At 73.4% G+C, this 25,211-nt stretch carries 21 protein-coding genes and 1 tRNA gene; 17 read left to right on the top strand and 5 right to left on the bottom strand.

From position 1 onward, the window contains the following. The first annotated feature begins 149 nt into the window (after positions 1 to 149). From J2W20_RS01070 to J2W20_RS01060, 3 genes are read left to right on the top strand one after another with little or no spacing between them, the layout of a single operon-like run. A complete protein-coding gene (locus J2W20_RS01070) occupies positions 150 to 1,091 on the top strand; it encodes a metal ABC transporter solute-binding protein, Zn/Mn family (protein WP_307003825.1) in 942 nt (313 codons plus the stop codon). After that, positions 1,088 to 1,906, top strand: a complete 819-nt coding sequence (locus tag J2W20_RS01065) for a metal ABC transporter ATP-binding protein (RefSeq protein ID WP_307003824.1) — start codon at positions 1,088 to 1,090, stop codon at positions 1,904 to 1,906. The genes J2W20_RS01070 and J2W20_RS01065 overlap by 4 nt, the downstream gene beginning before the upstream one ends. Then, complete coding sequence (locus J2W20_RS01060) at positions 1,903 to 2,817, top strand: metal ABC transporter permease (protein ID WP_307003822.1); 915 nt, start codon at positions 1,903 to 1,905, stop codon at positions 2,815 to 2,817. Before J2W20_RS01065 ends, J2W20_RS01060 begins: the two co-directional genes overlap by 4 nt. Before the next feature lie 22 nt (positions 2,818 to 2,839). Here J2W20_RS01060 and J2W20_RS01055 read toward each other — a convergent pair whose 3' ends face one another. Then, positions 2,840 to 3,289 carry a Fur family transcriptional regulator gene (locus tag J2W20_RS01055; RefSeq protein WP_307003821.1) on the bottom strand — a complete coding sequence of 150 codons (450 nt, stop codon included), beginning with the start codon at positions 3,287 to 3,289 and terminating at the stop codon, positions 2,840 to 2,842. Between the two features lie 65 nt (positions 3,290 to 3,354). On the opposite strand from J2W20_RS01055, the gene J2W20_RS01050 reads away from it, so the two are divergent. Continuing rightward, positions 3,355 to 4,029 carry an MBL fold metallo-hydrolase gene (locus J2W20_RS01050; RefSeq protein ID WP_307003819.1) on the top strand — a complete coding sequence of 225 codons (675 nt, stop codon included), beginning with the start codon at positions 3,355 to 3,357 and terminating at the stop codon, positions 4,027 to 4,029. 7 nt (positions 4,030 to 4,036) lie between these two features. Here J2W20_RS01050 and J2W20_RS01045 read toward each other — a convergent pair whose 3' ends face one another. After that, a complete protein-coding gene (locus J2W20_RS01045; protein ID WP_307003818.1) occupies positions 4,037 to 5,137 on the bottom strand; it encodes a PLP-dependent cysteine synthase family protein in 1,101 nt (366 codons plus the stop codon). A gap of 32 nt (positions 5,138 to 5,169) precedes the next feature. Between J2W20_RS01045 and J2W20_RS01040 the strand changes: the two genes are divergently transcribed. The 3 genes from J2W20_RS01040 to J2W20_RS01030 are packed head-to-tail and all read left to right on the top strand — an operon-like array spanning position 5,170 to position 7,680. After that, positions 5,170 to 6,072, top strand: coding sequence for a sulfurtransferase (locus J2W20_RS01040; protein WP_307003817.1), 903 nt, complete (start codon positions 5,170 to 5,172; stop codon positions 6,070 to 6,072). Positions 6,073 to 6,082: 10 nt separating this feature from the next. Beyond that, a complete protein-coding gene (locus J2W20_RS01035) occupies positions 6,083 to 7,255 on the top strand; it encodes an NAD(P)-dependent alcohol dehydrogenase (protein ID WP_307003815.1) in 1,173 nt (390 codons plus the stop codon). Then, complete coding sequence (locus tag J2W20_RS01030) at positions 7,252 to 7,680, top strand: HIT family protein (RefSeq protein WP_307003812.1); 429 nt, start codon at positions 7,252 to 7,254, stop codon at positions 7,678 to 7,680. Before J2W20_RS01035 ends, J2W20_RS01030 begins: the two co-directional genes overlap by 4 nt. Before the next feature lie 63 nt (positions 7,681 to 7,743). Here J2W20_RS01030 and hrpA read toward each other — a convergent pair whose 3' ends face one another. From hrpA to J2W20_RS01015, 3 genes are all read right to left on the bottom strand, one after another. Continuing rightward, positions 7,744 to 11,862: an ATP-dependent RNA helicase HrpA gene (hrpA, locus tag J2W20_RS01025; RefSeq protein ID WP_307003810.1), complete on the bottom strand. Its 4,119-nt coding sequence runs from the start codon at positions 11,860 to 11,862 to the stop codon at positions 7,744 to 7,746. A gap of 86 nt (positions 11,863 to 11,948) precedes the next feature. After that, positions 11,949 to 12,021 (bottom strand) — tRNA-Arg (locus J2W20_RS01020). Positions 12,022 to 12,098: 77 nt separating this feature from the next. After that, entirely contained in the window at positions 12,099 to 12,335 is a 237-nt protein-coding gene (locus tag J2W20_RS01015) for a DUF2630 family protein (RefSeq protein WP_307003809.1), read from the bottom strand. A 23-nt stretch (positions 12,336 to 12,358) separates the two neighbouring features. Here J2W20_RS01015 and J2W20_RS01010 point away from each other — a divergent pair, with 23 nt between their 5' ends. The 10 genes from J2W20_RS01010 (at position 12,359) to J2W20_RS00965 (ending at position 25,196) form a co-directional block, all read left to right on the top strand. After that, positions 12,359 to 13,678 (top strand): MFS transporter, encoded by a 1,320-nt coding sequence (locus J2W20_RS01010; RefSeq protein WP_307003808.1) that lies wholly within the window; start codon positions 12,359 to 12,361, stop codon positions 13,676 to 13,678. Between the two features lie 46 nt (positions 13,679 to 13,724). Next, positions 13,725 to 15,383, top strand: a complete 1,659-nt coding sequence (argS, locus tag J2W20_RS01005; protein ID WP_307003806.1) for an arginine--tRNA ligase — start codon at positions 13,725 to 13,727, stop codon at positions 15,381 to 15,383. 13 nt (positions 15,384 to 15,396) lie between these two features. Beyond that, positions 15,397 to 16,890: a diaminopimelate decarboxylase gene (gene lysA / locus J2W20_RS01000; protein WP_307004695.1), complete on the top strand. Its 1,494-nt coding sequence runs from the start codon at positions 15,397 to 15,399 to the stop codon at positions 16,888 to 16,890. A 59-nt stretch (positions 16,891 to 16,949) separates the two neighbouring features. Beyond that, on the top strand, positions 16,950 to 18,380 hold the full coding sequence (locus J2W20_RS00995; RefSeq protein ID WP_307003804.1) for a homoserine dehydrogenase: 1,431 nt from the start codon (positions 16,950 to 16,952) through the stop codon (positions 18,378 to 18,380). After that, a complete protein-coding gene (gene thrC, locus J2W20_RS00990) occupies positions 18,380 to 19,492 on the top strand; it encodes a threonine synthase (RefSeq protein ID WP_307003801.1) in 1,113 nt (370 codons plus the stop codon). The genes J2W20_RS00995 and thrC overlap by 1 nt, the downstream gene beginning before the upstream one ends. An 8-nt stretch (positions 19,493 to 19,500) precedes the next feature. Continuing rightward, positions 19,501 to 20,499 (top strand): homoserine kinase, encoded by a 999-nt coding sequence (thrB, locus tag J2W20_RS00985; RefSeq protein WP_307003799.1) that lies wholly within the window; start codon positions 19,501 to 19,503, stop codon positions 20,497 to 20,499. A 209-nt stretch (positions 20,500 to 20,708) separates the two neighbouring features. Beyond that, complete coding sequence (locus J2W20_RS00980; RefSeq protein ID WP_307003797.1) at positions 20,709 to 20,840, top strand: hypothetical protein; 132 nt, start codon at positions 20,709 to 20,711, stop codon at positions 20,838 to 20,840. After that, positions 20,837 to 23,014 (top strand): transcription termination factor Rho, encoded by a 2,178-nt coding sequence (gene rho, locus J2W20_RS00975; RefSeq protein ID WP_307003795.1) that lies wholly within the window; start codon positions 20,837 to 20,839, stop codon positions 23,012 to 23,014. The genes J2W20_RS00980 and rho overlap by 4 nt, the downstream gene beginning before the upstream one ends. 113 nt (positions 23,015 to 23,127) lie before the next feature. Further along, positions 23,128 to 24,201, top strand: coding sequence for a peptide chain release factor 1 (prfA, locus tag J2W20_RS00970; RefSeq protein ID WP_307003793.1), 1,074 nt, complete (start codon positions 23,128 to 23,130; stop codon positions 24,199 to 24,201). Next, positions 24,198 to 25,196, top strand: coding sequence for a N5-glutamine methyltransferase family protein (locus J2W20_RS00965; protein ID WP_307003792.1), 999 nt, complete (start codon positions 24,198 to 24,200; stop codon positions 25,194 to 25,196). Before prfA ends, J2W20_RS00965 begins: the two co-directional genes overlap by 4 nt. Positions 25,197 to 25,211 lie beyond the last annotated feature (15 nt).

Genomic DNA, 25,211 nt, shown 5'->3' with positions numbered 1-25,211 from the left:
CCAGGGAAGGCAGCCCACGGGCACGGTCGGTGAGCCCACCCTGCGCGCGGCCCTGATGGGAATTGTTCGCAAGAGGCGCTAGAGTGGTCCTATTGCGACCGGTTCTCACCGGGCGCCCGTGATGACCCACCCGCAGAACTGAGGCCCCCTTGCGCTCGATCCCCCTCCGCCCCGCGTGGGCCCGGACCGCAGTCCGGGGCGCCGTCGCCGTGGCGGCGGCGGCCGCCCTGGCCGCCTGCTCGCCGGGCGGCCAGGGATCGCCCGCGTCGCCGGGGCAGGGGGGGACGGTCCGCATCGTCGCCTCGACGAACGTCTACGGCGACCTTGCCAGGGCCGTGGGCGGGGACCGCGTCACGGTGACGTCGATCGTCTCCGCAACGACCCAGGACCCGCACTCCTACGAGGCGACGACGCACGACCGGCTCGCCGTCTCCAAGGCCAGCCTCGTCATCGAGAACGGCGGCGGCTACGACCCGTACATGGACCCCCTCGTGCGCGAGGCCGCCCTCGGGGCGGACAGCGTCATCACCGCGGTCGAGACCGCCGGACTCGCGTCCGCCGGCCGTCCGGCGTCCAACGAGCACGTCTGGTACAACGTCGGCGCCATGAAGAAGGTCGCCGACGCGATCGCGGCCCGGCTCGGCGCCCTGGACCCGGCCGGCAGGGACGCCTACGCGGGGCGCGCCCGGGACGTCGACGCCCGCCTGGCCGGGCTCGAGGCGACGCTCGCGGCCCTGAAGTCCACGTCGGCGGGGAAGGCGGCCGTCATGACCGAGCCGGTGCCGCTCTACCTCCTCGAGGCCGCCGGGCTCCGGGACGCCACTCCGACGGCCTACTCGTCCGCCGTCGAGGAGGAGCAGGACGTGCCCCCCGCGGCGCTCAGGGCGACCCTCGGCCTCCTTTCCTCGCGGTCGGTCGCACTCCTGGCCTACAATCCGCAGACCGAGAGCCCGCAGACCCAGCAGCTGCGGGCTGCCGCCGAGGCGGCGAAGGTGCCGGTCGTCGACTTCACCGAGACGGTCCCCGAGGGCAAGGACTACCTCGGGTGGATGCAGGAGAACGTCGCCGCACTGAAGGAGGCCCTCGCATGACCCCGCCCGCTGTGCGGCTGCGCTCGGCTGCGCTCGCGTTCGGCCCCCGGACCCTCTGGTCCGGGCTCGACCTCGACATCCGCCCCGGCGAGTTCTTCGCCGTGCTCGGCCCCAACGGAAGCGGCAAGACCTCTTTCCTCAAGGCCCTGCTCGGCCTCGTCCCCCTGAGCGGCGGGACGGCGGAGGTCGCGGGGCGGCCGCCGGGCCGTGCCGGAGAGGGCATCGGCTACATCCCGCAGCAGAAGTCGTTCTCCCCGGAGACGCCCCTGCGCGCGCGGGACCTCGTCTCCCTCGGCGTCGACGGGCACCGGTGGGGCGTGCGCCTCCACCGGCGCGGGGTCGACGCCCGGGTCGACGACCTCCTGGCCACCGTCGGTGCCACCGACTATGCCAAGGTCCCCGTGGGGCAGCTCTCGGGCGGGGAGCAGCAGCGCCTCCGCGTCGCCCAGGCGATCGCCGGCCACCCGAAGGTCCTCCTGTGCGACGAGCCCCTGCTCTCGCTCGACCTGGGCCACCAGCAGGCCGTCAGCGGGCTCATCGACCGACAGCGGCGCGAGGAGGGGACCGCAGTCGTCTTCGTCACGCACGAGATCAACCCGATCCTCGACTACGTCGACAGGGTCCTCTACCTCGCCGACGGCCGGTTCCGCGTCGGCACCCCCGAGGAGGTCATGACCACGTCCGTGCTCTCCGAGCTGTACGGCTCGCCCGTGGAGGTCTCCCAGGTCCATGGCCGGATCGTCGTCGTCGGCCTCCCCGACGCCACCACGCACGCCCACCGCGGCGCGCACCACCACGAGGAGGACACGCCGTGACCATCGATGACTTCTGGGGCACGGTCTTCTCGTTCCAGGACTACGGGGAGATCCTCGCGCTCGTCCAGAACTCCGTGTGGGCCGGCGCCGTGCTGGGCCTGCTCGGCGGCGTGGTCGGCACCTTCGTCATGAAGCGCGACCTCGCCTTCGCCGTCCACGGCATCTCGGAGCTGTCCTTCGCCGGGGCCGCGTTCGCCCTGCTCGTCGGCGCGGACATCGTCACCGGCTCGCTCGTCGGCTCGGTCGCCGCGGCGCTCCTGATCGGCCTCATGGGCGGGCGCGCGCGCGAGAAGAACTCCGTGATCGGCGTGCTCATGCCCTTCGGGCTGGGGCTCGGCATCCTGTTCCTCGCGCTGTACCAGGGCCGGGCGGCGAACAAGTTCGGCCTGCTCACCGGGCAGATCGTCGCGGTCGACACGGTCCAGCTCCAGGTCCTCGGCGTCACCGCGGCGGCGGTCATCGCCGTCCTGGTCGCCGTGTGGCGGCCCCTCACATTCGCGAGCGTCGACCCCGAGATGGCGCACGCCCGAGGCGTGCCGGTCCGGGCGCTCTCCCTCGTGTTCATGGTGGTGCTCGGGGTCAGCGTGGCCCTGTCGCTGCAGGTGGTGGGCGCCCTCCTGGTCCTCGCCCTGCTCATCACGCCGGCGGCCGCCGCGCTGAAGGTGACCTCCGCCCCGCGCCTCGTGCTCCTGCTCAGCGTGCTCTTCGCCATGGCGGCCACCGTGGGCGGGATCATGCTCGCGCTCGGGGGACGGCTGCCGATCAGCCCCTACATCACCACGCTCTCGTTCCTCATCTACGCGGTGTGCGCGACCATCGGGTGGGTCCGGCGCCGCCGCGGGGCCAACGGGCGCGTGCTCCCGGCCGCGTCCGCGCAGGCCAGCCCGCGCACGACGTCGGCCGCCGCCTGAGGCGCGGCCCTCACCGGCGGGCTCAGCCTTCCTCGGCGGACCCGCCGTCCGCCTCCGCCGCGCCCGCGCCGAGGGCGGTGCACTCGGGGCACAGCCCGAAGACCTCGACAGTGTGCTCGACGGCCGTGTAGCCGTGCTCCCTGGCCACCCGGCTGGCCCAGGTCTCCACCGCGGGCGCCTCGATGTCCACGGCCTTGCCGCACCGGCGGCACACGAGATGGTGGTGGTGGCCGGTGGCCTCGCAGCGCCGGTACACGGCCTCGCCGTCGTCGCTGCGCAGCACGTCCACGAGCCCGTCCTCGGCCATGGACTGCAGGATCCGGTACGTCGTGGCGAGCGAGACGGACGCGCCCCCGCCCTGCAGGAGGCGGTGCAGCTCCTGGGTGCTCACGAAGTCCTCGAGGCTGTCCAGGGCTGCCGAGACAGCGACCCGCTGCTTCGTCACGCGCTGCTCGCGCGGCTTCTCGGCCAACGACTCCTCCTGCACCTGCCTATCGGGTCTTCTAGCCTAGCAAGAGGCGGTCCTAGACTGGCGCCATGCGCCTGACCAAGTTCACGCACGCCTGCGTCCGCCTCGAGAAGCCCGCCGACTCCGGGACGGGGCAGCGCGTCCTGACCATCGACCCGGGCAACTTCTCCGAAGTCGAGCAGGCCCTGGACGGCGCCGAGGCGTTCCTCGTCACCCACGAGCACCCGGACCACATCGACCTGCCCCGCGCCGCCGCGGTCCTCGAGGCCAGCCAGGGGCTCGAGGCGTGGGCCCCCTCATCCGTGGCCGCCGCACTCGCGGAGGCCGCGCCGTCTGCCGCGAAGCGGATCCACGCCGCCGAGACGGGCACCGAGTTCGACGCCGCGGGGTTCCGCATCCGCACCTTCGGGAGCCAGCACGCCCTGATCCACCCCAGCGTCCCGATGGTCGCCAACATCGGCTACCTCGTCGACGGAGAGGTGTTCCACCCCGGCGACTCGTTCACCGTCCCGCCCGGAGTGGAGGTGCCGACCCTCCTGGTCCCGATCCACGCGCCGTGGAGCAAGGTCGGCGAGGTGCTCGACTTCATCATCGCCGTCGGGGCCGAGCGGGCCTACCCGATCCACAACGCCCTCCTGAACGAGTGGGGCACGGGGATCGTGGAGAAGCACGCCCAGCGCATCGGGGACCTCTACGGCACCCGCTACGAGCACCTCGAGCCCGGCGACGCGGTGGACCTCTGAGGCCGTCTCACCCGTCCCAGCTCCCGGTCGCGAAGAACCGTTCGAGCACCCGGGCGTGCGGGGCGGGGTCGAGACCCTGTCCGGCGAGCCACCCCTCGTCGCCGTAGGACCCGCGGTAGCGCGAGCCGGCGTCGCACATGAGCGTGACGATGCTGCCGCGCTCCCCGGCGGCGGCCATCTCCGCCACGAGCTGCCAGACGCCCCACAGGTTGGTACCGGTCGACGGGCCCGCGTCGAAGCCGAAGCGCGCGGTGAGGTCGCGCATCGCGGCGACCGAGGCGGCGTCGGGCACGCGGAACATGCGGTCCACGATCCGGGGATTGAAGCTCGGCTCGAGCCGCGGCCGGCCGATGCCCTCGATCCGCGACGCCCCGCCCTCGGCGGGGGCGCCGCCCGCCCAGCTCGGGTAGAACGCCGAGTTCTCGGGGTCGACGACCGCGAGCCGGGTCGCGAGCCGCCGGTACCTCACGAAGCGGCCGATCGTGGTACTCGTCCCCCCGGTCCCGGCGCCGACCACGATCCACCGCGGCACCGGGTGCGGCTCGAGCTCGAGCTGGTCGAAGATCGTCTCGGCGATGTTGTTGTTCCCGCGCCAGTCCGTGGCCCGCTCGGCGAACGTGAACTGGTCCAGGTAGTGGCCGCCGCAGGCCTCCGCAAGCCGCGCGGCCTCGCCGTACACCTCCCCGGGCGAGTCGACGAAGTGGCACGCCCCGCCGTACTGCTCGATGAGGGCGATCTTCTCCCGGCTCGTCCCGCGGGTCATCACGGCGGTGAACGGGACCCCGATGAGCCGTGCGAAGTAGGCCTCGGACACGGCCGTGCTCCCACTCGAGGCCTCGACAACGCGGGTCCCCTCGCGGATCCAGCCGTTGACCAGGGCGAAGAGGAACAGCGACCGCGCGAGCCGGTGCTTGAGGCTGCCCGTGCGGTGCGTCGACTCATCCTTGAGGTACACGTCGACGCCCCACTCCTCCGGGAGTGGAACGCGGTGCAGATGGGTGTCCGCGCTGCGGTGGGCGTCCGACTCCAGCCGGCGGATGGCCTCGTCTGCCCAGGCCCGGGACCCGGCGCCGCGCCCGGGCGCGGCCTCAGTGGTGCGTGCGTCCATCCGGACAGAGTACGCGCCGCTAAGGTGTGGCCATGAACGCTGATCAGGTCCTCATCACGGCGGCGGAGCTCGCCGAGCGCCTTGCCCGGGGCGAGCACCCCGTCCTGCTCGACGTCCGCTGGTCCCTCGGCGGACCTGACGGCCGGGAGGAGTACGCAAAGGGGCACCTGCCCGGCGCAGTGTTCGCCGACCTCGAGGGCGAGCTCGCCGTCCCCGTCGCGCCCGGCAGCGCCGAGGAGGCCGCCGGCGGGCGCCATCCCCTCCCGTCCCGAGAGGCATTCGAGCAGGCGGCGCGGTCCTGGGGGATCTCCGACGGCGACGCGGTGGTCGTCTACGACGCGACCTCGGGCCAGGCCGCCGCCCGGGCCTGGTGGATGCTCCGCGACGCCGGCCTGGAGTCGGTGCGCCTCCTCGACGGCGGCCTCGGCGCCTGGACGGCGGCCGGAGGGCCCCTCGAGCAGGGCGCCCGCACGCCGGACCGCGGGAACGTCACGCTGGGTGAGGGACGCCTGCCGCGCATCGGCGCGGACGAGGCCGCCTCGTTCACCCAGCCCCGGCCGGGCGCGCCGGCCGGCGGCGTCCTGCTGGATGCCCGTGCGGGCGAGCGGTACCGCGGCGAGGCGGAGCCCGTGGACCCGCGCGCCGGCCACATCCCCGGAGCCCTGAGCGCACCCACCGCCGAGAACCTCGCTCCGGACGGGACCTTCCAGCCCGCGGCCGCCCTGCGCGAGCGCTTCGCCGCGCTCGGCGTCGACGGCCGCCGCCCGGTGGCCGTCTACTGCGGGTCCGGCGTCACGGCAGCCCACGACGTGCTCGCGCTCGCCGTCGCCGGCATCGACGCCGCCCTGTACCCGGGATCGTTCTCACAGTGGTCCCGCGATCCGGCGCGCCCCGTCGCGGTGGGCAGCGAGCCGGGCCCGGCCAGCATGCGATAGCGTCGGTGGCATGACCCCCGGACGCCCCGTCATGCCCAGTGCGGACACGATCCGCGAGAACCTCGCCGAGGAGCTGGGCCGCGGCACCCCGGGCTCCGGTGGATCCGACGTGCACGCCTACGGTGCCACCTCGGCCTCGAGCGGCCTCGTGCCCCTGACCATCGCCCGGCGCGAGCCGGGCACCCGCGATGTCGAGATCGACATCGAGTTCTGCGGCCTGTGCCACTCGGACGTGCACGCGACGCGCGGCGAGTGGGGGGAGCGGCCCTGGCCGCTCGTCCCCGGCCACGAGATCGTGGGGCGGGTGCGCCGCACCGGCTCCGCGGTGCAGGGGTTCGCCGTCGGGGACCGGGTGGGCGTCGGCTGCATGGTCGACTCGTGCCGGGAGTGCGCGCACTGCCGGGCCGGGCTCGAGCAGTACTGCGAACGCGGCATGGTCGGCACCTACGGCGCCCCGGACCCCCGCCACGGCGGAGAGGCCACCCAGGGCGGCTACTCCGAGCGGATCGTGGTCGACGCGGCATACGTGCTGCGGATCCCCGACGCCCTCGACCCTGCCGCGGCCGCCCCGATCCTGTGCGCCGGCATCACGACCTACTCGCCCCTGCGGCGCTTCGGCGTGGGGCCCGGACGCCGGGTGGGCGTCGTGGGCCTCGGCGGCCTCGGCCACCTGGCCGTCAAGCTCGCCGCCGCGCTGGGGGCGGAGGTCACCGTCTTCACGCGCACCGCCGCCAAGGCCGCCGACGCCGCCCAGCTCGGCGCCCACCGGGTCGTGGTGACCACCGACCCGGCCCAGCTCGAGGCAGCGGAGGGGACGCTCGACGTCGTCCTCGACACCGTCGCCGCACCGCACGATGTGAACGTCTACCTCTCGGTGCTGCGCTTCGACGGCGTCCTCGTGGCCCTCAGCCTGCCCTCCGGGGACCTGCCGCCCGTGCAGCCCGGGGCGCTCATCCGGCGGCGCCTGGCCTACACGGGCTCGCTCATCGGCGGCATCGCCGAGACCCAGGAGGTCCTCGACTTCTGTGCCGAGCACGGCGTGGCGCCGCAGATCGAGGTGGTCACCGCAGAGTCGCTGAACGAGGCCTACGACCGCATGGTCGCCTCCGACGTCAAGTACCGGTTCGTCCTCGACGCCGCGAGCCTGCGCGGCGCGGGGGCCCCATCGAGGAGAGAACAATGAGCACGCTGTTCACACGCATCATCGAGGGCGAGCTGCCCGGCCGCTTCGTGTGGAAGGACGACGACGTCGTCGCGTTCCTGAGCATCGGCCCCCTCGCCGAGGGCCACACGCTCGTGGTGCCCCGCGAAGAGGTGGACCGGTGGACGGACGCCTCGCCGGAACTCATGGCCAAGCTCACGCTCGTGGCCCAGACGATCGGGCAGGCGCAGGTGGAGGCCTTCGGGGCGCCGCGCGCCGGGATGATCATCGCCGGCTTCGAGATCGACCATCTGCACCTGCACGTGTGGCCCTCCCGCAGCGAGGCCGAGTACGACTTCAAGCGCGCACAGCAGAACCCGGACCCTGCCGTGCTCGACGCCGCAGCCGAGCGGATCCGTGAGGCACTCCGCGCGGCCGGCCACGGCGAGCACGTCCCCGCCGCCTGACGCCGAAGTCACCCCGGCGGTGCGTGTCACCCCGTGGACGGGTGAGGTCCGCCCGCGGGCGGGCTACGCGGGCGCGAGGGCCTCGTTGAGCGCCTGCCGCACCCGCTTCTCGGACACCTTGCCGGCGGTGCCGAGCTCGACGGCGAAGAGGCTCACCCGCAGCTCCTCGATCATCCACCGCACCGTGGCCAGCCTGGCCTGGTTCCGGCCGGTCGGTGCCAGCGCGGCCACCGCGTCGTCGTAGTCGTCCTCGAGCCCCTGGACGGTCGCCATGGCGACGGCGTCGCGCTGGACGTTGGTCGGGAGCTTCTCGAGGCGGCGCTCGATCGCCCGGAGGTAGCGGGGGAGATGCTCGAGCTGCGCGTAGCCGGTCCTGCCGACGAAGCCCGGGTAGACGAGCTGCTCGAGCTGCGCCTTGACGTCATTGAGCGCACTCACCAGTGCGAGGCTCGTGGAGCCCCTGAGCGCCTTGCCGATCCTCAGCGAGGACGCCAGGACCTGCTCGACGATGGCCGTGACCTTGAAGACCGTGTCGATGAGCTCGGCACGGACCTCGTCGTAGAGCGCGTCGAAGGCCGCTCGGTCCCAGGGCAGCTCCGCGGGGACGAGCCTGTCGATGGCGGCGATCGAGCAGTCGGCGATCAGGTCGGCCACGGAGCCGTGCGGGTTCTGGCTGAACGTGAGCTTCTCGCGGTTGTTCAGGTGCTCGAGCACGTACCGGTCCGGCGGCGGGATCCGCAGCGCCAGCAGGCGGATGACGCCGCCCCGGTGGGCGCGCAGCTGGTCCTCCTCGGTCTGGAACACGCGCAGCCCGGCCGTGCCGCGCGGCGCCGCCTTGGTCCGGCCCTCGTCGACGAGGGCGGGATAGCCGGTCACGGTGTGGCCCCCGACGACGGTGCTCGCCGTCCGCGGGATCGTCCCGATGCTCCACTCCGTCAGTCCGGTGCGCTCGGCCAGCCCGGAGCCGCCGGCGGGCGAGACGCCCGAGCCGGCCTCCGGCGTCGTGCCTCCACGGGGCGACGTCGCGGCCCCACGGGGCGACTTCGAGCCTCCACGGGGTGACCTCGGCGTGGTGGTGGCGGGGGTGGCGCCGAGGGACTCCGCGATCGCGCGCCGCGTGGCCGGGGCGAGCTGCTCCTGCAGGGCCGCGAGGTCCTTCCCGGCGCCGAGCACCGTGCCCTTGGGGTCCACGACGCTGAAGGACATGAGCAGGTGGGGCGGGACGGCGTCCCAGTTCCACGAGCCCGGAGGGATGATCTGCCCCTTGAGCCGGCGCAGCACGAGCTCGAGCGACTCCTCGAGCGCGTCCGCGGCCGGGTCGAAGTCGGCTCCGAGGGCCGCGACGGCCTGCCGCGCGACGTCGGGGGCGGGCACGAACGCCTTGCGCACCTGCTTGGGCAGGGACCTGATGAGCGCGGTGACCAGCTCGGTGCGCAGGCCGGGGATCTGCCACCGGAAGGGCTCGGGGTCGAGCTGGTTGAGGAACAGCACGGGCACCTCGGCGGTCACGCCGTCGGTGGGGTCCGGGGTCCCGCCGGGGGCCACGGGGTGGAACTCGTAGGCGAGCGGCAGGTCGAAGCCGCCCTGCCGCCACACCGTGGGGTAGTCGGCGTCGGCGGCCTGGGCCGAGCCCTCGGCGTCCTCGCCCAGCAGCAGGGCGCGGTCGAAGTCGAGGAGGCGCTCGTCCTCGTGCCGGGCCTTCTTCCACCAGGCGTCGAAGTGCCGCTCGGAGACCACGGAGGCAGGCACCCGCGCGTCGTAGAACCCGAACAGCGCCTCGTCGTCCGCGCGCAGCCCGGGGCGGCGCATGCGCGTCTCGAGCTCCTCGACCTCCTCCAGGAGTGCCTGGTTGCGCTTGAAGAAGTGGTGGCGCGTGTGCCAGTCGCCCTCGACGAGCGCGTGCCGGATGAACAGCTCGCGCGCGAGCTGTGGGTCGATGCGGGCGTAGTTGACGCGGCGCTGCGCGACGAGGGTGACGCCGTAGAGCGTGACCTTCTCGTACGCCATGACCGAGCCGGAGCGCTTGGACCAGTGCGGCTCGGAGTACGTGCGCTTGACGAGGTGCGGGGCAACGAGCTCGGCCCAGGCCGGGTCCATCTTCGCCGCGGTGCGGGCCCACAGCCGGCTCGTCTCGACGAGCTCGGCGGCCATGACGTACGTCGGGCTCTTCTTGAACAGGGCCGAGCCCGGGAAGATCGCGAACCGGGTGCCGCGCGCCCCGAGGTACTCGCGCTTGCGTTCGTCGAGGAACCCGATGTGGCTCAGGAGGCCGGCGAGGAGCGACTGGTGGACGGCGTCGTGCTTGCCCACCGGGTCCGTGTCGCGCCCCTGCCCCAGGGAGATCCCGAGCGGGCGGGCGAGCTGGCGCAGCTGCTGGAACAGCTCCTGCCACTCCCGCACCCGCAGGTAGTTGATGAACTCGGCCTTGCACAGGCGCCGGAACGCGGAGGAGGACAGCTCGCGCTGCTGCTCCTGGAGGTAGTTCCACAGGTTCAGGTAGCCCGTGAAGTCCGAGTTCTCGTCCTTGAACCGCGCGTGCTTCTCGTCGGCGGCCTGCCGCTTGCCGGTCTCCTGCGAGGGGCGCTCGCGGGGGTCCTGGATGGTCAGGGCCGCGGCGAGGACCATGACCTCGCGGGCGCAGTCGCGCCGCGCGGCCTCGACGATCATGCGGCCCAGCCGGGGGTCCACCGGCAGCTGCGCGAGCTGGTGGCCGACGGCGGTCAGCCCGCCCCGCGCAGTGCCCCCGCCTGCCGCACCCGCGCCCGGGGTGCGGTGCCCGCGGCGGCCGCGACCGCCGTCGTGCGCAGGATCCGCGGAGGGCGTACCGCCGGCCCCCTGGTCCTTGCCATCGGTGAGCGCGCCGAGTTCGCGCAGGAGGGTCACGCCGTCGTTGATCGCGCGGGACTCGGGCGGTTCGACGAACGGGAAGGCCGCGACATCCTTGGGCCCGCGGGCGATCCCCATGGCGGTCATCTGCAGGATCACCGCGGCGAGGTTGGTCCGGAGGATCTCGGGGTCGGTGAACTCGGGCCGCGAGAGGAAGTCCTCCTCGGAGTACAGCCGGATGCAGATGCCGTCCGAGACGCGCCCGCAGCGGCCCGCGCGCTGGTTCGCCGAGGCCTGCGAGACACGCTCGATCGGCAGGCGCTGGACCTTGGTGCGGTGCGAGTAGCGCGAGATGCGCGCCGTCCCGGTGTCGATGACGTACTTGATGCCGGGGACGGTCAGCGAGGTCTCCGCCACGTTCGTCGCGAGCACGATCCGCCGCTTGCCGCCCGGGGTGAAGACGCGGTGCTGCTCGGCGAGCGAGAGCCGGGCGAACAGGGGCAGGATCTCCGCCCCGGCCATGCGGGGGTTCTTCTGGATCGAGCCGGCGAGGGCCTCGGCCGCGTCGCGGATCTCCCGCTCGCCCGAGAAGAAGATCAGGATGTCGCCGGGCGCCTCGCGGGAGAGCTCGTCCACGGCGTCGCACACGGCGTCGACCGGGTCGCGGTCCTCCTCGAGGGCGTCGTCGCTGCGGGCCACGGAGTCGTCCTCGTCCTCGGAGCCGGCCGGTTCGGCGACGAGGGGGCGGTAGCGGATCTCGACCGGGTAGGTGCGGCCCGAGACCTCGACGATGGGGGCGGGCACGGGCTCGGCCCCGGCCGCCTCGCGCGCGAAGTGCCGGGCGAAGCGCTCGGGGTCGATGGTCGCCGAGGTGATGATGACCTTCAGGTCCGGCCGCTGGGGGAGCACGCGCTTGAGGTAGCCGAGGATGAAGTCGATGTTGAGGCTGCGCTCGTGGGCCTCGTCGATGATGATCACCGAGTAGCGCCTCAGGAGCCTGTCGCGCTGGATCTCGGCGAGCAGGATGCCGTCGGTCATGAGCTTGACCTGGGTCTGCGGCCCGACCTCGCCCGTGAAGCGGACCTGGAAGCCGACCTCGGCGCCGAGTTCGACGTCCAGCTCCTCGGCGATGCGCTCGGCGACGGTGCGCGCGGCGAGCCGGCGTGGCTGCGTGTGGCCGATCAGGCCCTTCTCGCCGAGGCCGAGCTCGAGGCACATCTTCGGGATCTGGGTGGTCTTCCCCGAGCCCGTCTCACCGGCGATGATCGTGACCTGGTTCGCGGCGATGGCCTCCATGAGCTCGTCGCGGCGCTCGGAGACCGGGAGGGCGGCGGGGTACGTGATCGTCAGGGCCATGGCTGACCCAGTCTAGTGCCGCCCCTCATGGGGGCCGGAAGCGGACAGCAGAGCACCCCCGGTCCATAGGACCGGGGGTGCAGGGGTGCCCTCGATAGGATTCGAACCTACGGCCTTCTGCTCCGGAGGCAGACGCTCTATCCACTGAGCTACGAGGGCAGCTCGTGTTTCCCTCGCGGGAACTCACCGAGCTTATCAGGTGCTGACCGGCGCCATGCAAACCGGCGCCGCCGGCGCTACTCCTTGTAGTTCTCCACCACGTCGGCGGGGCGCACGCTGGCCTCGTCGGGGTCCTCGCCGAACTCGCGCTTGGCGCGGCGCTGGCGCAGGAGGTCCCAGCACTGGTCGAGCTGCGCCTCCAGCTCGCCGAGGCGCCCCGTGCCCTTCTCGGCGCTTCCTGCCCCCGGCGTGCCGCGGAGCGAGTGCTCCTCGTCGATGAGCTGGCGGATACGGTCCTGGATGTCGTTGTCCATGACCAGCACGATAGCGTCAGGGGGTGGCAGAAGAACATGGGGGCACCCGCGGGCGCAGGCCCTGGCGCGGCCGCATCCTCGTCCTTGTCGGGCTGCTGGCCGTGGCCTTCACCCTCCGCATCGCGGTGACGAGCGTTCCGGCGCTCACCGACCGGATCGCGGGGGAGATGTTCCTGCCGTCCTGGCTCGTGGGCATCCTCGGCATGCTCCCCACGGCGCTTTTCGGCGTCGCCGGCCTGCTCACACCCCTCCTCATGCGTGCCTGGACCGTCGAGGCCATCGCGGTGGCCGCGATGGGGGCCGCTGCCGCCGGCCAGGTCGTCAGGGCCGCGGCGCCGGAGACCGGACTCTTCCTCGCGGGCTCCGCCCTCGCGCTCGCCGGCATGGGCGCGGGCAACGTGGTCCTGCCGCCCATGGTGCGCAAGTACTTCCCCGACCGCGTCGGGCTCCTGACGGCCCTCTACGTGACCGTCATCAACGTCGGGACCACCGTGCCGCCGCTGCTCGCCGTGCCCGTGGCCGACGCCGCCGGCTGGCGGACCTCCCTCGGCTGGTGGGCGGCCGTCAATGTCCTCGCGGTCGTGCCCTGGCTGACCGTCTGGCCCGCCCGCCGCCGGCGCCGCGCGAAGGCCCACCCCGCCCCGGCCGGCGCAGAGCCGGACCCGACGCAGGCCGCGGACGACGGCGCGAGGTCGCCGCGCGCCGTCGTCCGCCCCTGGCATTCTCCGGCCGCCTGGGCGCTCGCCCTGCTGTTCGGCTGCACGTCGCTGAACACCTACACGATGTTCGCGTGGCTGCCCTCGATCGTGGGAGGCGCCGGACTGGGCGCCGCGGCCGCCGGCTTCCAGCTCTCGCTCTTCGCCGGTCTGGGCCTGCCGCTCAGCCTCGCGGTGCCCGTCCTCGCGGCCAGGCTGCGCAACCCGTTCCCGGTCGTCGCCTTCGGCGTGGCGACCTTCGCCGCCGGCTATCTTGGCCTGGCCCTCGCCCCCGGGACGGCCACGTGGCTGTGGTCCACACTCGCCGGGCTCGGGCCGGCGACCTTCCCGCTCGCGCTCGTCCTCGTGAACCTGCGCACCCGGTCCCACCAGGCGGCCGGCGCCGTCTCGGGCTTCGCCCAGGGAGTCGGCTACGTCGTGGCCTGTGCTGGGCCGCTCGCCGCGGGCCTCCTCCACGACGCGACCGGGGCCTGGACGGCCTCGTTCGCGTTCCTGGGCCTCACCCTCGCGGTCCTCGGCGTCTCCGGCTGGGTCATCAGCCGGCCGCACTTCATCGACGAGCACCCCGGCGTGGTCGTCCGGCGTGGAACGGCGCCCGCTGAGCCGGCCGCACGGCCGGGACCATGACGGGCGCGGTTTCAGCGCGGACACGCCGCGCCGGTAGGCTAGGGGGGTGACTCCCGAAGAACTTTCCTCCGCCATTTCTGCCTGCCTCGCCGACGCCGTGCGCGCCGGCGAGATCTCCGTGGACGTGCCGGAGGAGATCCGCGTGGAGCGGCCCAAGAACCGCGACCACGGGGACTGGGCCACGAACATCGCCCTCCAGCTCGGCAAGCGGGCCGGCATGGCGCCGCGGCAGCTCGCCGAGCTCATCGCCGGGCGCCTCGCCGCCGTGGAAGGCGTCGCGTCCGTGGACATCGCGGGCCCGGGCTTCCTCAACGTCACCCTCGACGCCGCCGCGGCCGGCGCGCTCGCCAAGGCGATCGTGGAGGCAGGGACCGCCTACGGCACGAACGACGCGCTCTCGGGCCACGTCATCAACATGGAGTTCGTCTCCGCCAACCCGACCGGGCCCCTGCACATCGGGCACACCCGCTGGGCGGCCCTCGGCGACTCGATCGCGCGCGTGCTGCGGGCCTCGGGCGCGGACGTCACCCGCGAGTACTACATCAACGACGCGGGCAACCAGATGAACGTCTTCGCGAACTCCGTGCTCTCCCGGCTGCACGGCCGCGACGTCCCCGAGGGCGGCTACCCGGGCCAGTACATCGTCGACCTCGGCCACGAGGTGCTCTCCGCCCACCCCGACCTGCGCGAGCTGACCGACGAGGCCGCACTGCCGATCGTGCGCGAGGCCGCCTACGCCGCGCAGATGAAGGACATCAGGGCCACGCTCGCCGAGTTCGACGTCGAGTTCGACGTCTACTTCTCCGAGCGGGAGGGGCTCCACGAGTCCGGCGCGATCGAGACCGCCGTCAAGCGGCTGCGCGAGCAGGGCCACGTCTTCGACGCCGACGGCGCCGTGTGGCTGCGCACCACCGACTTCGGCGACGACAAGGACCGCGTGCTCATCCGGGCCAACGGCGAGCCCACCTACTTCGCCGCCGACGCCGCCTACTACCTGTCGAAGAAGGACCGCGGCTTCGCCGAGAAGGTCTACCTCCTCGGCGCCGACCACCACGGCTACGTCAACCGGCTCAAGGCCATCGCGGCCTGCGCCGGCGACGACCCCGAGGCGGCCATCGAGGTGCTCATCGGCCAGCTGGTCTCCGTCAACGGGGCCAAGCTGTCCAAGCGCGCGGGCAACATCATCGAGCTCAAGGACCTCATCGAGTGGCTCGGCAAGGACGCCGTGCGCTACTCCCTCGCCCGCTACCCCGCGGACTCGCCCCTCACGCTCGACCCCGAGCTGCTGAAGAAGAACTCGAACGAGAACCCCGTGTTCTACGTCCAGTACGCGCATGCCCGCTCCCGCGGGGCCGCGCGCAACGCCGAGGCCGCCGGCGTGGCCCGCAGCGTGGACGGGGCGGACGTGTTCGACGCGGCCCTGCTGACGCACCCGAGCGAGAACGACCTCCTGGCGCGCCTCGCGGCCTACCCGTCGATCGTGGCCAAGGCCGCCGAGTTCCGCGAGCCGCACCGCGTGGCACGCCACCTCGAGGCAGTCGCGAGCGCCTACCACTCGTGGTACGACAACTGCCGTATCGCGCCCCAGGGCGACGAGGAGGTCACCGACCTGAACCGGACGCGCCTGTGGCTCAACGACGCCACGAGCCAGGTCCTCGCCAACGGGCTCGGCCTGCTCGGCGTCTCCGCCCCGGAGAGGATGTAGGCCCGTGGCCGAGATGACGGCGGCCGGCGCCGCCTCCCCGCTCGCCCCCGCCTGGCTCGGGGTCCCCGAGGACCCCAACCGGCTGGTCCCCGCGCTGTGGGCGCACGACGTCGGGCGCGGCCCGGGCGGCCAGCTCACCGTCGCCGGCCTGCCGGTGGCGGAGATCAAGGGCGCCTACGGCTCCCCGGTCTTCGTCCTGAGCGAGGCCGACTTCCGCGCCCGGGCGCGCGCCTTCAAGACAGCGTTCGACGCCGCCTTCGCCGACCTCTGCGGGGGAGTGGACGTCTACTACGCGGGCAAGTCCTTCCTCTGCACTGCCGTGGCCACGTGGGTGCGTGAGGAGGGCCTGCGCCTCGACACCGCCTCGGGCGGCGAGCTCGCCGTCGCCGCCCGCGCCGGCACGCCGGGAGAGCTCGTCGGGCTGCACGGCAACAACAAGTCGGATGCCGAGATCGCCCGTGCCCTCGAGCTGGGGGTGGGCCGCATCATCGTCGACAGCCTCGACGAGCTCGAGCGCGTCGCGGCGATCGCGGCGGCCCGCGGCACCGACACCCCCGGCAGCGAGGCGCCGCGGGCCAAGGTGATGCTCCGGCTCACCCCGGGGGTGCACGCGCACACGCACGAGTTCATCGCCACCGCCCACGAGGACCAGAAGTTCGGCCTGTCGATGGCGCCGGGAACGGCCAGCGCGGGCTTCGCCGGTGCGGCGACCGAGGCGCCCGCGAGCATGGCCGAGGAAGCCGTCGCGGCCGCGGCCGGCCACGACAGCATCGAGCTCCTCGGCGTCCACTGCCACATCGGCTCGCAGATCTTCGAGCCCGAGGGCTTCGAGGCCGCGGCCGTGCGGCTGCTCGAGTTCGTCGCCGCGATGCGGTCGGCGTACGGCGTCGCCCTGCCCGAACTCGACCTCGGCGGCGGGTACGGCATCGCCTACCTCCCCGGAGACGCGCCGCGTCCGCCGGCCGAGATCGCCCGGGCGCTGGCCGGCGTCGTGCGTGCCACGTGCGACCGGCTCGGCATCGCCGTCCCGCGGATCTCGATCGAACCGGGCCGCGCGATCGTCGGGTCCACGACGTTCACCCTCTACGAGGTCGGGACCATCAAGGACGTCGTCGTCGATCTCCCCGAGGGCGGCGGCACGGCCGTGCGCCGGTACATCTCGGTGGACGGCGGCATGAGCGACAACGCGCGCCCCGTCCTGTACGACGCGGACTACTCCGTGGCCCTGGCCAATCGGACCTCCGACGCCGCGCCGCAGCTGGTCCGCGTGGTGGGCAAGCACTGCGAGAGCGGCGACATCGTGGTCCGAGACGCCTACCTGCCCGGGGACGTGCGCGCCGGCGATCTGCTGGCCGTCCCGGGGACCGGGGCCTACTGCTGGGCGCTGTCGAGCAACTACAACTACCTCGCGCGCCCCGGCGTGCTGGCCGTCCGCGACGGCGCGGCCCGCTGGATCGTGCGCGGCGAGACCGAAGAGGACCTGCTCTCCCGCGACATGGGCGCATGACCGCCCGAGGCGGGACAGCGAGGCGAGAGACCGTGGGACAGACGACGATGGGAGCGACCATGACGGAGACCAGCGAGGCCCCCCAGCCGCAGGCCGGCCTTGAGCCCGGGGCCGAGGCGGGGCGCGTGCTCAAGGTGGCGCTGCTGGGCGGCGGCACCGTGGGCTCCCAGGTGGCCCGGATCCTCCTGGACGACGCCGAGGCGCTCGCCGCCCGGGCCGGGGCGAGGCTCGAACTCGTCGGCATCGCCGTGCGCAACGTGGACGCCCCGCGCGACGTCGAGCTCCCGCGCGGGCTCTACACGACCGACGCGGAGGGCCTCGTGGACTCCGCGGACCTCGTCATCGAGCTCATGGGCGGCATGGAGCCGGCACGCACCCACATCCTCGCTGCCCTGCGCCGCGGCGCCTCCGTGGTCACCGGCAACAAGGCCTTGCTCGCCCAGGACGGCGCGACGCTGTTCGACGAGGCCGACGCCAACGGGGCCGAGCTCAACTTCGAGGCGGCCGTGGCCGGGGCCATCCCGATCATCCGCCCGATCCGCGAGAGCCTCTCGGGCGACCGCATCACCCGCGTGCTCGGGATCGTCAACGGCACCACGAACTTCATCCTCGATGCGATGGACACGACCGGCGCGCAGTTCGCCGACGTCCTGGCCGAGGCCCAGCGGCTCGGCTACGCCGAGGCGGACCCCACCGCCGACGTCGAGGGGCTCGACGCCGCAGCGAAGGCAGCCATCCTCGCCTCCCTCGCCTTCCACACGCGGGTCTCGCTCGACGACGTGCGCTGCGAGGGCATCACCAAGGTGAGCGCCGCGGACATCGCCGCCGCCCAGGACGCCGGGCTGACGATCAAGCTCCTCGCGATCGCCGAGCTCGTCCCGCTCGAGGCGGCGGGCGGGCCCGGGGGCGACCTCGACGGCGCGGCCGCCGTGCCCCGCGAGGGCGTGAGCGTCCGCGTCCACCCGACCCTGCTGCCGCGCACGCACCCGCTGGCAGCCGTCCGCGGGGCATACAACGCAGTGTTCATCGAGGCCGAGAACGCCGGCTCGCTCATGTTCTACGGCGCCGGGGCCGGCGGCGCCCCCACCGCGTCGGCGATCATGGGCGACGTCGTCACGACGGCCCGCCGTCTCCTGGCCGGCTCGCCCGGCCGCACCGGCACGGCGACCCGCACGCTCCCGCTCGTGGGCCCCGAGGCCGTGACGACCAGCTACAGCATCGGCCTCGAGGTCGCCGACCAGCCGGGCGTCCTGGCGCGCGTCGCCGCCGTCTTCGCCGAGCATGGCGTCTCCATCGAGACGATGCGCCAGCGGATCGACGGGGCAGAGCCTGCAGTGGAGGGTGCCGGACGGCCCGAGGGCCGCCGAGCCGAACTGCGCTTCGTGACCCACCGCGCCTCGGAGGCCGCCCTCGCGGCCACCGTCGCCGACATCAAGAACCTGGACGTCGTCGAATCCGTGACGAGCGTCCTGCGAGCCGAAGGAGTCTAGTGGCCCACCAGTGGCGCGGAGTCATCCGCGAGTATGCAGACCGCCTGCCCGTCACCGCCTCGACGCGCGTGATCACGCTCGGCGAGGGCGGCACCCCGCTGGTGCACGCCCAGAAGCTCTCCGAGCTGACCGGCTCGACGGTCTACCTCAAGGTCGAGGGCATGAACCCGACCGGCTCGTTCAAGGACCGTGGCATGACCATGGCGATGACGGCCGCCGTCCAGGCCGGGGCCCAGGCCGTGGTGTGCGCGTCGACCGGCAACACGTCGGCGTCCGCCGCGGCCTACGCCACCTCCGCGGGGCTCACCTGCGCGGTCCTCGTGCCCGAGGGCAAGATCGCGATGGGCAAGCTCAGCCAGGCGATCGCCCACGGCGCGACCCTGCTCCAGGTCGACGGCAACTTCGACGACTGCCTTGAGATCGCCCGCAAGCTCGCCGACGCGTACCCGGTCTTCCTCGTGAACTCGGTGAACCCGGCGCGCATCCAGGGGCAGAAGACCGCGGCGTTCGAGATTGTCGACGCGCTCGGCGACGCGCCGGACATCCACGTGCTCCCGGTGGGCAACGCGGGCAACATCTCGGCGTACTGGAAGGGCTACAAGGAGTACGCCACGGCCACGGAGTACGCGTTCGACGGTGCGCCCGCGCGCACGCTCGAGGCCGTCTCCACGAGACTGCCCGTCATGTGGGGCTTCCAGGCCGCCGGCGCCGCGCCCTTCGTGGCCGGGCACCCCATCACCCACCCCGAGACGATCGCCACCGCGATCCGGATCGGCAACCCTGCCTCGTGGGAGACCGCCGTCGCCGCCCGCGACGAGTCCGGCGGCCTCATCGACGCCGTGACCGACGAGGAGATCCTCTCGGCGCACCGCTGGCTCTCCGCCCGCGAGGGCGTCTTCGTCGAGCCCGGCTCCGCCGCGAGCGTGGCCGGCCTGATCAAGATGCACGAGGCCGGCCGCGTCCCGACCGGGAAGACCATCGTGTGCACGGTGACGGGCCACGGCCTCAAGGACCCGCAGTGGGCCCTCCGCACCGCCGACGGCGGCGAGGTCGAGCCCGTCAAGGTGGGCAACGACGTCGTGAGCGTCGCCGCCGCGCTGGGCCTCGAGTAGGGCCGCCGATGACGGCACCGACGACGGCGGCCGCCGAGTCGCTGCGCACCGTCGCCGCCGGGCAGCGCGTCACCGTGCGCGTCCCGGCGACGAGCGCGAACCTCGGCCCGGGATACGACAGCCTGGGGCTGGCCCTGGCGATGTACGACACCGTGACCGTCGAGACGACCGACGGCGGCGGCCTCGCCTTCGAGCTGCGCGGCGAGGGCGCCGACACCCTCCCTCGCGACGAGAGCCACCTCGTGGTCCGCACCCTCGAGGCCGCGCTCGCACGCCTCGGCTACCGGCACGCCGGCCTGGCCCTGACGGCCGAGAACGTGAGCCCGCACGGCCGCGGCCTGGGCTCGTCTGCCTCGGCGACGGTGGCTGCGGTCCTTGCGGCCGCGGCGCTCGTGGCCCCGGGGGACCGCCCGGACCGGGCGTGGGCGCTCCAGCTCTGCAGCGAGATCGAGGGGCACCCGGACAACGTGGCGCCCGCGATCTTTGGCTCCCTCGCCCTCTCGTGGCAGGACGGGGAGGCGTTCCGGACCGCCATCGCCGAGGTCGCGCCCAGCGTCGTGCCCATCGTGGCGATCCCCGACTACGAGCTCTCGACCGAGCTGGCACGCTCGCTCCTGCCCTCGTCGGTGCCGCACCACGCGGCCGCGGCGAACGCCGGCCGCGCGGCCCTGCTCGTGCACGCGCTCACGAAGGACCCGTCGCTGCTCCTTCCGGCCACGGAGGACTACCTCCACCAGGGCTACCGCTCGAGCGCGATGGAGCCCAGCGCGCGGCTGATCGCGGCCCTGCGGGCCGAGGGCCACGCGGCCGTCGTCTCCGGCGCGGGACCCACCGTGCTCGCCCTCGCCGACGGCGAGGAGGAGGCGCGCGAGGTGCAGGCCGCCGTCGAGCGCTTCACCCACGGGGTGTTCGACGCGGAGCAGGGCGCGGTGGCCGTGACACGCTGGCGTGTTGCGCGTCTGGCCGTGGACCGCGAAGGTGCTAGAGTGGACGTGCACCCACGGTAAATCTGTTCAGCGGTAAAATTTCCATCGGTGAAATTTCCAGTGGTGAATCTGCCCTCGGCGACTAGGCCCGGGCACTGCGCGCCGCCTCCGTGATCCAGCTCCGTGCCATGGGTGCCGCCCCTCCAGCTCTGTGCCTCGGTCCGGCTGCCTGCGCCTTCTCCGCGCGGCAGCAGCGGCACCGAAGGCCACTCAGGCTCGGGGCGGGCTGAATGACTACGGTGCTGCCCGGCCATCTGGCCTCGCAGCGCCACAGCCTGGCCGCCGCTCTCGTCGGCGGCCACGACCACGATGCGCCGGACCATGAGAAGCCGGCGTCTCGACTCCGGAAGGACCATCCGTGACACAGACCACTGAGCTGAACCCAGCAGTGGAAGCCTCCTCCGCGTCCGAGTCCAAGGGGATCGCCGGCCTCAAGCTCGCGCAGTTGCAGGCCTTGGCGTCCCAGCTGGGCATCACCGGTGGGTCCCGCATGCGCAAGGGCGACCTTGTCGCCGCGATCACCGCCCACCAGAAGGGCGAGCCGCCGGCCCGTCCCGCCGAGCGCCGCCGCCCGGCCGCGAAGGCCGAGGCCACCGCCGAGCTTCCCCTGCCCGAGACGCAGCCCGCCGCCCCGGCGGCCGAGGCCGAGGCCGAGGCTGCCGCCCCGGCCCGCGGCCGTGGCCGCACCCGCCGCCGTGCGGGCAGCGACGGCGTGGTGACCCCCACCGCCGGGGAGCAGGCCGCCCCGGCCGAGGCCGCGCCGTCGGCCGCCCCGGAGGCCGCTGCCTCCGCCCCCGAGGCCGCCCCTGCAGCGCAGGAGGCCCCTGAGGCCGGGACGCGCCCGAGCCGCACCCGCAACCGCAACCGCCGCGCAGAGGCCGGGCAGGGGGCCGCCGAGGCCACCCAGCCCGCCCGCGAGGAGGGCGCCGCCGAAGCGGCTGCCCCCGAGCGCGCAGAGGCCGGCCAGGCTGCTCCGTCGGAGGCCGAGGGCCGCCACGAGGAGGCCGGCGAGGGCCGCGGCCGCCGCGATCGCGGCCAGCAGGACCGGTCCGAGCGCCAGGAGCGCCGCCGCGACGAGGGCGAGCGCCAGGACCGTTCCGAGCGCCAGGACCGCCGCCGCGACGGCGGCGAGGGCCAGGACCGTTCCGAGCGCCAGGACCGCCGCCGCGACGAGGGCGAAGGCGATGAGGGCGGCTCGCGCCGCTCCCGCCGCAACCGCCGCGGCCGTGACCGCGACGAGGCCCAGCAGGGCGGCCGCAACGACCGCTTCCGCGACCGCAACGAGCGCCGCCGCGGCCGCAACGCCGGCCCCGAGGTCGACGAGACCGAGGTGACCGAGGACGATGTCCTCCTGCCCGTCGCCGGCATCCTCGACGTCCTCGAGAACTACGCCTTCATCCGCACCTCCGGCTACCTCCCGGGCCCGAACGACGTCTACGTCCCCCTCACCCAGGTCAAGAAGTACGGCCTGCGCAAGGGCGACGCGGTCGTGGGCGCCATCCGCGCCCCGCGCGACGGCGAGGAGAACCAGGGCGGCGGCGCCCAGGGCGGCGGCCGGCACGGCAGCAACCGCCAGAAGTTCAACGCCCTCGTGCGCGTCACGAGCGTCAACGGCAAGAGCCCCGAGGAGATGAAGAACCGGGTCGAGTTCACCAAGCTCGTCCCGCTCTACCCCTCGGAGCGCCTCCGCCTCGAGACGGACCCCAAGAAGATCGGCCCGCGCGTCATCGACCTGGTCGCGCCGATCGGCAAGGGCCAGCGCGGCCTCATCGTCTCCCCGCCCAAGGCCGGCAAGACGCTGATCCTGCAGTCCATCGCGAACGCGATCACCATCAACAACCCTGAGGTCCACCTCATGATGGTGCTCGTGGACGAGCGGCCCGAAGAGGTCACGGACATGCAGCGCTCGGTCAAGGGCGAGGTCATCGCCTCGACCTTCGACCGTCCGGCGGACGACCACACGACGGTCGCCGAGCTCGCGATCGAGCGTGCCAAGCGCCTCGTCGAGATGGGCATGGACGTCGTGGTGCTCCTCGACTCGATGACCCGGCTCGGCCGCGCCTACAACCTCGCCGCGCCGGCCTCGGGCCGCATCCTCTCCGGCGGCGTCGACTCGGCCGCGCTCTACCCGCCGAAGCGCTTCTTCGGGGCGGCGCGCAACATCGAGAACGGCGGCTCGCTGACGATCCTGGCCACCGCGCTCGTGGAGACCGGCTCCAAGATGGACGAGGTCATCTTCGAGGAGTTCAAGGGCACCGGCAACATGGAGCTCCGCCTGTCCCGCGCCCTCGCGGACAAGCGCATCTTCCCGGCTGTGGACGTCAACGCGTCCGGCACGCGCCGCGAGGAGAACCTGCTCTCGCCGGAAGAGGTCAAGATCATGTGGCGCCTGCGCCGCGTGCTCTCGGGCCTCGACACGCAGCAGGCCCTCGAGCTGCTCACCACGAAGATCCGCGAGACCGGGTCGAACGTCGAGTTCCTCCTGCAGGTGCAGAAGACGACGCTCGCCGGCAAGGGCGAGAGCGACAGGCACTAGCGCCCCCCACGGCGGCCGGGCCCGGGAGAACCCGGGCCCGGCCGCCGTCGTCGTCCTCTGCGAGCCGGTACCGGCTCACCCCTTCCTCCTGCACCCCCCAGAAAGGCCCTCACATGTTCGAGTCCGTGCAAGGACTGCTGGACGAGCACGCCGAGATCCAGAAGCAGCTCAGCGACCCCGCGGTCTACCAGGACCAGGCGCAGGCGCGGAAGCTCGGGCGGCGGTCCGCCCAGCTCAACGGCATCGTCGAGGCCTACAACCGCTGGAAGCAGCTCGGCGACGACCTCGAGGCGGCCGAGGAGATGGCCGAGGAGGATCCCGAGTTCGCGGCCGAGGTCCCGGTCCTCAAGGAAGGGCACGAGAACGCCCAGGAGAAGCTGCGCCGGCTCCTCATCCCGCGGGACCCCAACGACGCCCGCAACGTGATCCTCGAGATCAAGGGTGGCGAGGGCGGCGACGAGGCGGCGCTCTTCGCTGCCGACCTCACCCGCATGTACACGCGCTACGCCGAGTCGAAGGGCTGGAAGACCGAGGTGCTCTCCTCGACCGAGTCGGACCTCGGCGGGTACAAGGACATCCAGATCGCGGTCAAGGGCAGCTCGAATGACCCGGCCGAGGGCGTGTTCGCCCACCTCAAGTACGAGGGCGGCGTGCACCGCGTCCAGCGCGTGCCAGTCACCGAGTCGCAGGGCCGCATCCACACCTCCGCCGCCGGCGTCCTCGTCTTCCCCGAGGTGGACGAGCCCGAGGAGATCGAGATCAGCGCCAACGACCTCAAGATCGACGTCTACCGTTCCTCGGGTCCCGGCGGGCAGAGCGTCAACACGACGGACTCAGCCGTGCGCATCACCCACCTGCCCACGGGCATCGTGGTGGCGATGCAGAACGAGAAGTCCCAGCTGCAGAACCGCGAGGCCGCCATGCGCGTGCTCCGCTCCCGCCTGCTCGCGCACCAGCAGGAGCAGATCGACGCCGAGAACGCCGAGGCGCGCAAATCCCAGGTGCGCACCATGGACCGCTCCGAGCGCATCCGCACCTACAACTACCCCGAGAACCGGATCGCGGACCACCGCACCGGGTACAAGGCGTACAACCTCGACGCGGTCATGGACGGAGACATCGGCCCGGTCATCCAGTCCTGCATCGACATGGACGAGCAGCACCGGCTCGAGGCGCTCGGCGAATGACCGACGGGGTCGGCCGCGGGCCCGGCGGGGGAGCGCTGCCGGAGGCCGAGGGCGACCTCGGCGCCGCGCTGCGGCGCGCAGCCGCGATCCTGGCCGAGGCGGGCGTGCCGAGCCCGCGCGTCGACGCGGAGCTCCTCGCAGAGCACCTGCTCGCCCATGCGCCCGCGGGGGACCTGCTGGGCGGCGGGGGCCTGGGGCGCCTGCGGGCGCTTGCGATCGCCGGCCATCCCGTCCCGGACGGGTTCTGGGACCTGGTCGCGGAGCGCGCCCGGCGCGTGCCGCTGCAGCACCTCACGGGCAGGGCGCCCTTCCGCCACCTCACCCTCGCGGTCGGGCCGGGCGTGTTCGTCCCCAGGCCCGAGACCGAGTGCGTGGTCCAGGTGGCCCTGGACTGGATCGCGGAGCACTTCCCGCCCGCGCTCGCTCCCGCCCCGGAGGACGCGGCCGACGCCGCGGGGCCGGCCCGCGCGGGCCGGCGCCCCGTCGTCGTCGACCTCGGCACGGGGTCGGGGGCAATCGCCGCGTCCGTGGCGCACGAGGTGCCCGGCGCCGTCGTCCACGCGGTCGAGCTGTCGGAGCTCGCGCACGCGTGGGCGGCGCGGAACCTCGCGCTGCCCGAGGTGGGCGGCCGTGTCCGGCTCGTGCGCGGCGACCTGCGCACGGCGCTGCCGGAGCTGGACGGCACCGTGGACGTGGTGGTGACGAACCCGCCGTACATCCCGCCGGACATGGTCCCGCGGGACCCGGAAGCGGCCCTGCACGATCCCGAGATGGCGCTCTACGGGGGCGCCGACGGCGGCCTCGAGCTTCCGCTCGCCGCCGCGGCCACGGCTGCGCGGCTCCTCGTCCCCGGCGGGTTCCTGGTCATGGAGCACGCCGAGGTGCAGGCCGGGCGCATCGCCGGACGGCTGGCGTCGAGCCCGCACTGGACTGAGGTGCGCTCGCACACCGACCTCAACGGCCTGCCGCGCGCCACGAGCGCCGTGCGCCGGTGAGGCCCGGACGGGGCA

Origin of the sequence: Sinomonas atrocyanea (genome assembly GCF_030812675.1) — a bacterium.
Lineage (GTDB): Bacteria > Actinomycetota > Actinomycetes > Actinomycetales > Micrococcaceae > Sinomonas > Sinomonas atrocyanea_B.
Note: the sequence above shows the minus strand (reverse complement) of the source record. Positions and strands in the feature narration are given on the sequence as shown.